General features: G+C 52.5%; 8 protein-coding genes. 1 reads left to right on the top strand and 7 read right to left on the bottom strand.

Going from position 1 to position 12,854, the window contains the following annotated elements; translation table 11 throughout:
• Positions 1 to 103 precede the first annotated feature (103 nt).
• Entirely contained in the window at positions 104 to 2,428 is a 2,325-nt protein-coding gene (locus BN3277_RS10095; protein ID WP_059042238.1) for a glycoside hydrolase family 65 protein, read from the top strand.
• Positions 2,429 to 2,530: 102 nt separating this feature from the next.
• Here BN3277_RS10095 and pulA read toward each other — a convergent pair whose 3' ends face one another.
• The 7 genes from pulA to BN3277_RS10060 all read right to left on the bottom strand — a co-directional run bounded on the left by pulA (position 2,531) and on the right by BN3277_RS10060 (position 12,720).
• The gene (gene pulA / locus BN3277_RS10090; protein WP_082691410.1) at positions 2,531 to 4,570 is read right to left on the bottom strand and encodes a type I pullulanase; all 2,040 of its coding nucleotides are present in this window, start codon (positions 4,568 to 4,570) and stop codon (positions 2,531 to 2,533) included.
• A gap of 5 nt (positions 4,571 to 4,575) precedes the next feature.
• Entirely contained in the window at positions 4,576 to 6,690 is a 2,115-nt protein-coding gene (locus BN3277_RS10085; RefSeq protein ID WP_082691409.1) for an amylo-alpha-1,6-glucosidase, read from the bottom strand.
• A gap of 206 nt (positions 6,691 to 6,896) precedes the next feature.
• Entirely contained in the window at positions 6,897 to 7,721 is an 825-nt protein-coding gene (locus BN3277_RS10080; RefSeq protein ID WP_059042236.1) for a carbohydrate ABC transporter permease, read from the bottom strand.
• Positions 7,722 to 7,733: 12 nt separating this feature from the next.
• Entirely contained in the window at positions 7,734 to 8,603 is an 870-nt protein-coding gene (locus tag BN3277_RS10075) for a carbohydrate ABC transporter permease (RefSeq protein WP_059042234.1), read from the bottom strand.
• A gap of 64 nt (positions 8,604 to 8,667) precedes the next feature.
• A complete protein-coding gene (locus BN3277_RS10070; protein ID WP_059042232.1) occupies positions 8,668 to 9,951 on the bottom strand; it encodes an extracellular solute-binding protein in 1,284 nt (427 codons plus the stop codon).
• 12 nt (positions 9,952 to 9,963) lie between these two features.
• Positions 9,964 to 11,694: a glycoside hydrolase family 13 protein gene (locus tag BN3277_RS10065; RefSeq protein WP_059042230.1), complete on the bottom strand. Its 1,731-nt coding sequence runs from the start codon at positions 11,692 to 11,694 to the stop codon at positions 9,964 to 9,966.
• A gap of 33 nt (positions 11,695 to 11,727) precedes the next feature.
• On the bottom strand, positions 11,728 to 12,720 hold the full coding sequence (locus BN3277_RS10060; protein ID WP_059042228.1) for a LacI family DNA-binding transcriptional regulator: 993 nt from the start codon (positions 12,718 to 12,720) through the stop codon (positions 11,728 to 11,730).
• Positions 12,721 to 12,854: the final 134 nt, after the last annotated feature.

The raw sequence follows: 12,854 nt of genomic DNA, 5'->3' as shown, positions 1-12,854 counted from the left end.
CGCAAGCGCACTCGTTGGATGTACGCAAGCCGATCGCGGCGAATAGCTATCGTTCTTTTTCTGCATAAATAATCTATTAGAAAAGACTAAAGGAGCGGTTATAGTGAAACAGTATTTGAAGGTAGATCCGTGGTCCATCATTGAAGAATCCTTTGATCCGGCGAATCATGAGATTTCGGAAAGTATTTTCAGTATCGGCAACGGATATATGGGCCAGCGTGCGAACTTTGAGGAACAATACAGCGGCACTTCCCTGCAAGGCAGCTACATGGCCGGCGTGTATTATCCGGACAAAACCCGGGTGGGCTGGTGGAAAAACGGCTATCCTGAATACTTCGCCAAAGTGCTGAACAGCACGAACTGGATCGGTATCAATGTGTTCGTGGACGGTGTGGCGCTGGATTTAGCCGAATGTCAGGTGAAGGATTTCGTCCGTGAGCTGAACATGAAGGAAGGCTATCTCTCTCGTCGCTTCACCGCCGTTATGAAAGACGGTAAAGAGCTGGCAGTGGAAGCGGTGCGGTTCGTCAGCATCGTGCGCCATGAAATCGGAGCGATCCGCTATGCGGTTACGCCGCTCAACTTCAACGGGGAGCTGCGGTTTGCGCCTTACCTCGACGGCGATGTGAAGAACAAGGACTCCAACTATGAGGAGAAATTCTGGCTGGAGGTTGAAAAAGCCGCCGGTGCCGACCTCTCCTATTTGACGGTTAAAACGAAAAAGCTCGACTTCCACGTTACGTCGATCATGGCGTTTGATGTGGAGCAAGGCGGACAGCGGCTGGAGCTGGCTCCGGCGTTCCACGAGCAGGAGAAATTCGTCTCCGCTGAAGTGGCGGTAACCGCGTCCACTAACCAGACGGTTACGTTGTATAAATACGTAGCCAATGTCACCTCCCGCGATCACGGGTTAGGCGAGTTGGTGAAAGTCGGGACGGAAGCGCTGCACGCGGCGAAGCAAGCCGGTTTCGACACCCTGAAACGCGAGCAGGCCGAAGCCTGGGCGAAAAAATGGGAAATGAGCGACATCATCATCGAAGGTGACGTAGCGGCGCAGCAAGCGATTCGCTTTAATATTTTCCAATTGAACCAAACCTACAGCGGCGAGGACGACCGTCTGAACATCGGGCCGAAAGGCTTCACCGGGGAAAAATACGGCGGCAGCACCTATTGGGATACGGAAGCCTACTGCCTGCCGTTCTACCTCAGCACGGCGGAGTCCGACATCGCCCGCAACCTGCTGATCTACCGCTATAAGCATCTGGAGAAGGCGAAGGAGAACGCCCGTAAGCTTGGCTTTACGAAAGGCGCGCTCTACCCGATGGTGACGATGAACGGCGAGGAATGCCACAACGAATGGGAAATCACGTTTGAAGAGATCCATCGGAACGGGGCGATCGCTTACGCGATTTTTAACTATGTAAATTATACAGGCGATAAATCCTACCTGGGCGAATACGGCTTGGAGGTGCTCGTTGAAATTTCCCGCTTCTGGGAGCAACGCGTAAACTTCTCGCAGGCGAAAGGCAAATACGTCATGCTGGGCGTAACCGGGCCAAACGAATACGAGAACAACGTCAACAACAACTGGTACACGAACCGGATCGCGGTCTGGACGCTCGAATACACGCTGGAAGTGCTGGCTGAGCTTAAGTCGCAGGATTCCGCGCACTATACGGCGCTGATTGAGAAGCTTGGGCTTGAAGAGTCGGAAACCAAGCAATGGCAGGACATCATCGACAACATGTACTACCCGTACGACGAAGAGCGCGGCGTGTTCCTGCAACAGGACGGCTTCCTCGACAAGGAACTGATCGCCGTCAAGGATATGGATCCAAAGCATCTGCCGATCAACCAAAACTGGTCTTGGGACCGCATCTTGCGTTCGTGCTTCATCAAGCAGGCGGACGTGCTGCAAGGTTTGTTCTTCCTGAGCGACCGTTACGACCTGGACACGAAGAAACGCAACTTCGACTTCTACGAGCCGATGACCGTTCACGAGTCCTCCCTCTCCCCTTGCGTGCACGCGATCCTCGCTTGCGAGCTGGGTTATCAAGAGAAGGCCTACGAGATGTACCTGCGCACCGCGCGCCTGGACCTCGACAACTATAACAATGACACCGAAGACGGCTGTCATACGACCAGTATGGCCGGCACGTGGATGGCGATCGTGCAAGGCTTCGGCGGCCTGCGCGTCCGCGAAGGCGAGCTCGTGCTGCGTCCGTTCATCCCGTCGCACTGGACCTCGTTCTCGTTTAAGGTGATGTTCCGCGGCTCCCTGCTGCAAGTGAACGCCACTGCGGACAGCATTATCGTAACCAACGAGTCCAGCACACCGGCTGCCATCCGCATCTACGACCAAAGCTACACGGTCGATGCGAACAGCCAAGTGCAAGCGCAGCGTTTGGAGCCATCGGCGCTGAGCTAAAGGTATAATCAAGTCAAAAGCCCTCACCGCTTGGCGGTGGGGGCTTTTGCGTAGGCGGGCGAGCGGGCGCGGCGGCTTCGCCTCGGAAATAGCAGTATAAAATCACCTTATTTCCGGTGATTTAGCTTTTATTGAACAAATAGAGGTAAAAAATGGCCTTATTTCGGTCCGGCAGGAGCAAAACCGCCCCTTTGGGGGCGCCTGCGGAAAAATAAGGCCATGATATACCGCTATTTTGTTCAAAAAGGGCTTTTTTGCGGAAATAAGGGTGTTTTTTACCCTTATTTGTGGGGCTGGCCGCGCAGGGCGACCGGCTGGGGTCCTCCCGGCCGGTCGCCCTGCGCGATCGGGGTCGCCACCGGCGTGGTCGCGCAGCGTGTACGCCACGGCGTGCGGCGGCGCTGCCTCAAAGCGCAAATGCGCGCGGATCTCGTCCGCCGTCCGCAGGCGGAACGCGGGATGCGCTTGGCGCAAGGCGATCAGGCTGCGCAGGTAGGACACGTCGTCCTGGTGCGCAGCGCAGCGCTCCCAATCGAGCCAGTTGGTCTCGATCGGCGATTTATAGCTGTTCTCCACGCCGCCCTTCGTGCGCATAAATTCCTGGCCGGCGTGGAGGAACGGGATGCCTTGGCTCGTCAGCACGATCGCCGAGGCGAGCCGGTGCATGGCCCGGCGTTCGTCGTCCGAGGCGTCCGGCGTGGACAGCTCGATTTTGTCCCATAAGGTATGATTATCATGGCATTCGACGAAGTTGACCGACTGGATCGGCTCTACGGCAAATTGCTTAAGCTCTGCCCCGTCATAGTCGATCCCCCCGGCCACGCCGCGCTTCACTCCATCCTCGAACCCTTCGCCGGCGCTGATGAAGCCTTTGCGGTCAAAGATGAAGATGTCCCCCTTCACCGCATCCCGCATCCCGTCGTTAAACATCCCGATACCCGGCAGCTTGCCGGCGTTCTCCTGGTTGGCCCGGCGCTCCTTGGGAAGTACCGTTTCCATCATCCAGCCTTCGCCGATCATTAGGATCGAAGGGTCGATCTCGTCCAGGCGGCGGCGGATTTCATTCATCGTCTCGATATCGATCAGGCCCAATAGGTCAAAGCGGAACCCGTCGATGTGGTACTCTCGCACCCAATGCAGGATCGACTCCACGATATATTTCGACATCATCGGCCGTTCCGATGCGCACTCGTTCCCGCAAAACGCCCCGTCCGATAACGTCCCGTCCGCTTTATACCGCAAGTAATACCCCGGCACCAGCTTGGTGAAATGAATCAAATACCCGTCGTACACGTGGTTGTACACCACATCCATAATCACCCGGAGCCCGCGGGCATGCAGTGTCTGAACGAGTTGTTTCAGCTCGGTAATGCGTTTGGCCGGATCATACGGATCTGTGGCATAGGAGCCTTCCGGCACATTATAATTCTGTGGATCGTATCCCCAGTTGTAATGGGGTTCATCCAACCGGCTCTCGTCCACGCTCTCCCGGGAATAGTCAAACACCGGCAGCAGCTGCACATGCGTCACGCCTAACCCGGCGATATGATCCAGGCCCGTCGGGATCCCCTCCGGTCCCCGGGTTCCTTCCTCCGTCAGGCCCAGAAACTTGCTCTTCTGGCGAATCCCGCTGTGCGGATGAATCGACAAATCGCGGAGATGCAGCTCATAAATGACCGCGTCCACCGGCGATGCTAGCGACGGCTTTACATCCTGCTCCCATCCTTGCGGATCGGTGCTCCGTAAATCGAGGATCGCGGCTTTCTCTCCGTTGACCCCCACCGCTTTTGCGTAAGGGTCCACCGCTTCATTCCACGACTGGCCCACCTTAACGCGATACGTATAAAATAACCCCCGGCAATCTTCCTCCACCGTAAGCGTCCATGTTCCCTTCACATCCCGCTGCATCGGCAGCTCATTGACCGCCGTACCATCCCAAGTGTCATACAGAACGACCTTCGCCTCTGAAGCGGTTGGCGCCCATAGGCGAAAGCGCGTGCGCTCCGGCGAATATACCGCCCCCAGATCATCTCCATCATAGACAAACCTCTCGTCAAACGCGGGATCGAACACGGAAATCCCGTCGGTGACCGTCAAATCTCCGTAATCGATGGTGCCATGGTATTCTTTTTGTACGGACAACGTCCTCACTCCAATCCCGTCAAATTCGGCAGCACATCCTCCGTATAGGCGCGAAGGATTTCGCCTACGCTCCAAGCCTGCGTAAAGCATCCTCGCCCGGTTAAAGCATGTTCCCCATCAAAAATCTCAGCAATACCGCCAATTCCGCCGTCATGCATATGGTCCTCAAACACGAGGCACATGTCCTTCGCCGTAAGTACAGCTTCCCGGCTGTAGCCATTCACTTTGCAATAGGCAGTGATCAACCCGCCAAGCGGGAAAGCCCACGTCGTTCCCATATGATAAGCGCCGTCCCGGTCAATCAGCTTCCCGATGTAGCTTGACTGAAAGCGGGGATCCCGGTTGGACAATGAACGAAGTCCGTAAGGCGTGTACAAGTGCTGATATACCGTACCCACCACCGCCTTCTCCTGCTCGGGAGGCAGCATTGTAAACGGCAGCGATACCGCCCAAATCTGATTCGGCCGAATGGAAGGGTCATCCTCCAAACCGCCGCCTTCTTGCGGCACATCCACCACATCGTACAGGCATTGATCCGCCTCGTTCCAGAAGCGGCGACAGAACGATTCCCGCACTTTCTGTGCTAATTCATCATATGGCAGCTTTTCTTCAAAACGTTCCGCCAGCTGTGCCATAATCCGCAGCGCGTTGTACCACAACGCATTGATCTCCACCGGTTTGCCGTGCCGCGGCGTGACCACCCATTCGCCAACCCGCACGTCCATCCACGTGACCTGATCCAGCCCGCCACCGGCATGAATCAAGCCGTCCTCATCCATCCCGATGGAGAAATCGGTGCCGCCCTGGTAAGCGGCGATGATTTCCTTCAATTTGGGGTAAATTTTGTCGCGAATGAACCTGTAATCATCTTCCCCACCGGTGTGTTTCAAATATTCGTAGACCGCGTGGACATACCACAATGACGCATCTACCGTGTTGTACAACGGCTCCTGTCCGTCGTCCGGGAACATATTCGGAATAAGTCCACCCCGCACATAATGGGCAAAAGATTCCAAAATCTCGCGAGCCTCCGCAAACCGTTTGGTGGCCAGCGCCACCCCCTGGAAGGCAATCATCGTATCCCGGCCCCAATCGGTGAACCAAGGGTAACCGGCCAGTACGGTTTTGAGTCCGGTGGACGCCCGATCCACGATAAAATGATCCGCTGCCTCCACCAACCGGTCGGCCAGCCGATCGCCATATCCCGCTGTTTGCACCAGTCGTTCCATCCGCTCGCGGTATTCGCGCACGATCGTGAAGCCGTCCTTGCCATCCGGCGTCAACGCCTCGGTGGAACACTTCAGGTAGATTCGTTTGCGTTCGTAAGGCTCCACGTTCACATGAATTTCGTAAGGCGTATAGTGATTATCGATGCCCAAAAAGCCGTTCCGGTTCTCAAACGGATAATAATGCCCTTCTTCAATCAAATAGTTTGGCGTCGCCATCGTAACCGGCAGCGTGGAACGATCCAGGAATTCCCCTTCCGAGGCTAGGAAGGATATCGTCACTCCCGGATCCCGCTCGGGAACCAGTTGCAGCAACCGGCCCTCCAGGCGTTTCTCAAACCGTAACTCCCCCTTCTCCGAGACGTCCCCCGGCGAGCGGTAATTGAACAGAGGAACCAGCTTTATCCTTGCGGGTTCTTTGCCTCCGGTGATGTCGTAACAAACCGCCACCGTATTGTGACCGTACTCCAGCGCAATCGTCTTCACGATCCGCACGTCTTCGACCTGGTAGTCGTATTCCGGCACAGTGTCTAGCTTGAAGCGGCGCAGGTAGCGTTGGCCGTTTTTTTGCCAGTTGATATATTGTTGAGAAGTCAGATCATAGCTGCGATCGCCGATATCCACCTGCTCCTGCGAGCGCGTAAATACCAACATCCGGTTCACCGGCGCTTTCGCCGAAGCCACCAAGTAGCCATGGGACATGCGGTAACCGCCGCCCGGCACGGAATGGTTGGCATACCCACCGATACCGTTGCCGATCAACCACTCCCGCTCGTTCCCTTCCTCAATCGTCCGCCAGGTGTTACGCCCCAGGACGTAGGCCCGGTTGTTCGATGGCGCTTTGCCGCAGGTATAACCTTCCTCGTTTCCTCCATTTGTAAACTTGGTATCCATAAGCCAAGCTCTCTCCTTCCGCAATCCCGAGAAGTGAACAACAACTCTGTTCAAACGAAAGTTGAAGTTGTCTCCACCCTCAAAGTAAACGTTTACTTTCCTATATGTGCTGGATTATATCACCGTTGGTAAGACTAGGTCAATCGTTTGCACAAAAGGAGGATTGCGCTTGCTCCCACTTGGTTTACTCGCTTATCTCCCTTTGTTTACCCCTTCACCGCTCCGGCCGTAATGCCGGCGATAAAGTAACGCTGCAACAATAGGAACAGCAAGATGATAGGGATTACAGCGATCAGTGAACCGGCGAACACGATACCCCATTGCGTCGTATATTGCCCTTGGAAATTGGCCAGGGCTATGGGAAGCGTCCTTTTCAGCGGATCATTGATAATGGTCAACGCCCAAGGGAACTCTTCCCACACTGTCAGCGCGTTAAAGATCGTAGCTGGTACAAATGCCGGTTTGGAGAGTGGCAAAATAATGGAAGCGAATAACGTCCACGCACCTCCCCCTTCCATCTCAACCGATTCGTCGATATCACGGGAAATGGAATCAAAAAAGCCTTTAAGCAAGAAGGTTGTAAACGGAATGGCACCTGCAGCGTAGACCACGATAAGTCCCCACCGCGAATCGAATAGGCCCAGTTGGCGAATCAGGACAAACTGAGGGATCAGCAACGTCAAGCTTGGGATCACCAACCCCCCCATAATAATCGCAAAGCTTAGGCTTTTTCCCTTAAAATCAAACCGCGAGTAGGCAAAGGCCAACATGGACGACAGCAGAAAGATCAGCGCAAAGCTAGCCAAGGTTACCAGCAGGCTATTCAACAAATATAAAGCGAAATTCTGGCTTCCCCACGCCTCACGAAAGTTGGACCAGGTCATTTCCGAAGGCAAAAAACGAGGTGGAAACTCAAACAATAGCGTCATAGGTTTGAGCGCGGTTAACAGCATGTACACTAACGGGTAAATGGAAATCAGTCCGCCCGCGACAAGCAGGGCGTAGATGCAAAATGTTTTCAGCGAGCGCATATGGTTCGCCCCCTATTCCTGTTTGTTCAGACGGAACTGCACCGCCGTTAATCCGGCAATGATCACCGCAAACACATAGGATAACGCCGAGGCGTAACCCAGATCATATTCGGAGAACGCCTTCTGATACATTCTCGTCAACATCACTTCGGTCTGATGCATCGGTCCGCCATTGGTAACAAGATACACGGATGTAAACACGTTAAACGCACCGATAATTAACATCATTTGAATAAAAAACGTCGTATTTCGAATCGAGGGTAGCGTGATGTAACGGATCTGGTTCCACGCGTTGCATCCGTCCAGGGAAGCCGCCTCATATTGATCTTTGGGTACCCCTTGCAGCGCGGCCATGTAGATAACCATCGCCCAGCCGACCCCTTTCCAGATTCCCAGAGCTCCAATCACGATCAAGGCTTTCCCCGGTTCACTTAACCAACTGATCGTCTGATCCGTCAGATGAAGGATATCCGTAATGGCGTAATTCAAATAGCCTTGGTCGGCAAATACATATTTAAATATTAAAGAAGCTACAACCCACGACGTGATAACCGGTAAGAAATAAAGGACCCGAAACGTCTTGGTACCGGGGCGATTCTGATAAAGCGCATAGGCAACCAGAAACCCCAAAATCATTTGGCCGGGCACGGATATGATCCCGTAGATAAAAATATTTCGTATCGAAATCCAGAACACTTCATCCCCGAACACATGCTTATAATTATCCAATCCCACAAATTCAAGGTGATTGATGTTCGTGAGGCGAAAATCATAAAAGCTGTAGATCAAATTCCGGATCAACGGGTAGAGAATAAATAAGGCAAAAAATAAAAATCCGGGCAAAAAGAACAAGTATCCGGCCGCTCCGTTTTTTTTGCGCATGTCATGTTGACTCCTTCGTAAAAGGGAGCGCCTCCCGTGCGGAAAACGCTCTCCCGATAATGGACTACTCCTTCAACAAAGCATCGATGGCACTAACTGCCGCGTCCAGCTCCGTTTTTACATCCGCATCCGTCATGAAAATTTTACTCATCGCATCATTTATCACGCCGTCGATTTGCGGCCAAGCGCTTACCGGCGGACGAGCTTTCGCCGTCTTTAACTGTTCAAGAAACGGCGGATAATAATCGATCGCCTTGACATCGGCATTCTCCATCGACGCGAGGTTCACCGGAATTTGGCCGATTTTGCCCATCTCGATCTGAGCGGCCTCAGACACCATGAACTTCACAAATTTCCAGGATTCCTCCTGTTTATCTTTACTAAAGATCCCGATATCCTCTCCGCCCAGTACTTGAATGGATCCCGCCGATCCCGCCGGGAAAGAAGCCATTTCAACGTCAAAATCAGGGAATTGCGACTGGAATTGAGCGACCGCCCACGGTCCTTCCGCCATCATGGCATAGCTTCCGCTCGCATGACCTTCTGTGACCGCGACGTCACCCGGCTTAAATCCGGAAATCTGGCCGGCGTTGTAGGCATCCTTGAGTTTCGTCAAAATGTCTACCGAAGCCGGGCTGTTCAAATAACCTTCAGCCGTTGTGAAGTCCGGTGAGAGCACATCCCCACCGTTGCTCCAAATCCACGGCAAAACGTTCCAGCCCTGAAGGGCCGGTTCACCGAAGCCCCAGCTCTTTGCATACTTGCTCTTGATTTTGCCCAAAGCTTCAAAGAACTGCTCTGCCGTTGCCGGAGCTTGTTCTACACCGCTTTGCGACAGCATTTCCTTATTCCAGAACAATACCTTGGTATTCGTATTGAGAGGAAGTCCGTAATAGTGATCGCCTACCTTCGCTGTAGACAGCGGGCCTTCCAGCAAGCTTCCGGCAATCTCGTCAAAATCTTCGAATGCGTCAAGCTCCTGCAGCAATCCGCTCTTCTGGAACTCCGGTACCCAGATGATGTCTAACCGGGCGACGTCCGGCAAATCGCCAGCGCTGCCGCTGATCTGCAGCTTCTTATGGAGGTCCTCCCAAGTAAAGGCAACCGGGTTGACCTTAACTCCAGGATTCTCCTGTTCAAATTTCGGAATCAACACCTCTTTCAGCGTCTTCTCTTCTGGAGATGCGGTACTGTAGTGATGCCAGAACGTTAAAGTGACATCCTTGCCTGGCTTCGCGCCCGAGCTTGTCTCGTTCGCCGTCCCTTGGTTCCCCTTGGAACCACAGCCGGCCAAGACCAGGGTTAGGGCAAGAATAATCGGCAATAGTTTGCTCCATTTATTTATCATAGGTTGATCTCCTTAATCCCGTTTTTGGAAAAGAATCGTCTCTCCGGGGCCGATGAATTCGGGCAAGTTCCCGGAATCCTGCTGTGAATGATTCATTGAATATGAGCCAATTAAGTCAAACCGCTTCATCACGGAGTTCAAATCTTGCCGGTCAGGCGAAAAATTAATCAGCAGCACCGCTTCCTCGGTTTCGGTGTAGCGTCGAATGACGTAACATTCCGAGTCTTCCCGGTATCTAAGCTCCGTGTTGCCGTGATGCAGTACCGGAGCGGTTGTTTTACGCTGAATCCAAGTTTGGAACTCTCTTAACAACGGCGGTTCTGATGAGACGAGCTCCCAAGGCAGGCTCCCGCGGCATCCCGGGTCATTCTCCCCGGTCATTCCCAGTTCGTCCCCGTAATAGACGGTAGGATTCCCCGGCAAGAAGAATTGAAGGGCCAGCAACTGCTGTAATTTGCTTTCATCCTTCCCGCAGCGCGTCAAGATACGTTCCGTATCATGGCTTCCCAGCAGGTTAAACATTTGATCAAGTTCAGTCAGGGAATAACGGTGAAGGAAGCTCACCAATCTGGAGTGGAACTCCGCTAGCGGGATCGAACGATCCAGGCAATAATCGAACAGGATCGTTCGCAGCTCATAGTTCATCACGCTGTCCACGCCGCCAGACGCCATCAGGCGCTTGGCATCATCCCAGATTTCTGCAATAATGATAGCGTTAGGATTTAATTTCTTGACACAGGATTTCAGCTCCCGCAAGAAGCTGATTTCCACCTCATCTGCGACATCGATTCTCCAGCCGTCGATGCCCGTCTCCTTCTGCCAAAAGGAAACGATATCGTATACGTACTGCTGAACTTCGGGATTCGATGTCCGCAGCTTAGGCATCCACTGATAATAACCTACGGAGTCGTAACCATCTTCACTTCGGTGAATCGGATACCGGTTAATATAGAACCAGTCTTTATAATCCGAAGCTTCTCCTTTTTGAACAACGTCTTGGAAATACGGATGATAGAACCCGCAATGATTGATCACCAGGTCGAGAATGACTTTGATATCGCGTTCGTGGCATTTTTGGACAAGCTCTTGCAAGTCTTGTACCGTCCCGAATTGCGGATCGATCTGCAAGTAATCCACGGTGTCGTATTTATGGTTCGACGTAGCCGCAAATATCGGATTTAAGTACAACGCATTGATGCCAAGTCCGCTCAGGTAATCCAATTGCTTGATGATTCCTTGAAGATCACCTCCCATATAATTGTCCCGCGTTGGAACGCTTCCCCAAGGTTCCACCGACTCCGGATCATTCCCGGGATCTCCATTGCAGAAGCGTTCAGGAAAGATTTGATACCATACGCGGTTCCCAATCCAATCCGGAGAGTTCACCCTATCACGATCTCCCGCATAGGCATACGAATAGCTGCCTTTGGCTCCCTCCGTCTTACGCAATCCCTCGGCACCCAGCCAGTAGGATTCCCCCTTTGCATCAAACTCGAATTTATATTGAAGGTATCGAATGCGAGACTCCATACCCGTCAATATCGTGCGATAGAACTTAAATCCCTCCGATTCCGCCCATAGCGTCATCGCTTGCTTCCGAATACCATACTCCGGCTTATATTTGTTCCAATAGTTTAGCGTGACTTGATTCGCATCGGCAGGAAGCTTTAAGCGAACTTCTAGTTCATTCAGAGAAATTAGGGTAGCATCTACTACCGGGTCGTGATACAGATATTGGGTCATCAATTTATTACCTCTTATGTTTAGTTTGTTCGATCATTTCCCGATTTGCGTCTGAATCGAGATAAATGGCGGTACTTCCGATTCCTTATTCATCCGCGAAAACAGCATTTGCGCCGCTTGCTTCCCCATCATTTCCAGATCGATCTCCACGAAATGCACCGGGTATTTCAAGTATTTAGACATCGGAAAGCTGTCAAATGTAGCTAAAGCCAACTCGGCCAAGAGGGGGTTACCGTTCTCCCAGTCCAAGATTTCGAAAAGCTGTTCATGCGTACAGCAAATCAGAGCATCGGGCCGTTGCGCTTCAGAACCGGATCGTGGGGAGTCGTAAAGCTTCTTCAGGACATCGGCGTGCTCGATCACTTGAGGTTCCAAATGGTGATGACGCATCGCTTCCTGGTAGCCGTTCAGTCGATCACCCAGGAACTTGTCCCGCTGGGCGGCTGACCCGCCGGCATAAATCATGATGTTGCGGCAGTCTAAATCGATCAGGTGCTCCGTGAGAATTCGACCGGCCTGAACGTTATCGATATCCACCCAAGGTGCGTCCGCCTGCGTCAACGTATTTTCACCGGACACGACAAACGGCATCTCATGTTTGGTTAGCAGTTCATAATTCCGTTCATTAAGCAGCGTATTGGGGATAATGACACCGTCAACCCGGTGCTCAACTACCACCCGCTCAAATGTTGATCTACCGGTCTTCCCGTCATGATCGCTCATCATCAGAAACATGTGGTCATGATTGTATACGACCTCTTCAATTCCTTGCAGAACTTTGTAAAAGTACGGGTTGGCATAAGCCTGTTTATTGGTGTAATCAAAGCAAAAGCCGACCGTAAACGTCTTGTTTGTCGCCAATCCACGCGCAATGGAGTTGGGGACGTAGTTATACTGCTTCATGATGTCTTCGACCTTCTTCCGAGTTTTCTCGGAAATGTTCCGATTCCCGTTGATCACGCGGGAAACAGTCGCTTTGTTTACACCTGCCAAAATGGCAATTTCCTGAATAGTTATCTTTGACAAGATTGATCTCTCCTTAATCTGCAACCGGTTGCATAACCCATTATACAAAACGCTTTCATTCTTGGCAAGCTTGGTTTTTTTCTATCGCAAGAGAAAAAAAACGCCCAGGAATGAACTCCATCCTGAGCGGTTCT

The organism is Paenibacillus rubinfantis (assembly GCF_001486505.1).
In the GTDB taxonomy this organism is placed as follows: Bacteria; Bacillota; Bacilli; order Paenibacillales; family Paenibacillaceae; genus Fontibacillus; species Fontibacillus rubinfantis.
This window is presented reverse-complemented; position numbering and strand designations above follow the sequence as displayed.

What these genes read in the sequence shown, in the direction of transcription:
- BN3277_RS10085 (WP_082691409.1), bottom strand. Translation starts at nt 6,690, where the DNA reads ATGGATACCAAGTTTACAAATGGAGGAAACGAGGAAGGTTATACCTGC.
- BN3277_RS10080 (WP_059042236.1), bottom strand. Translation starts at nt 7,721, where the DNA reads ATGCGCTCGCTGAAAACATTTTGCATCTACGCCCTGCTTGTCGCGGGC.
- BN3277_RS10075 (WP_059042234.1), bottom strand. Translation starts at nt 8,603, where the DNA reads ATGCGCAAAAAAAACGGAGCGGCCGGATACTTGTTCTTTTTGCCCGGA.
- BN3277_RS10070 (WP_059042232.1), bottom strand. Translation starts at nt 9,951, where the DNA reads ATGATAAATAAATGGAGCAAACTATTGCCGATTATTCTTGCCCTAACC.
- BN3277_RS10065 (WP_059042230.1), bottom strand. Translation starts at nt 11,694, where the DNA reads ATGACCCAATATCTGTATCACGACCCGGTAGTAGATGCTACCCTAATT.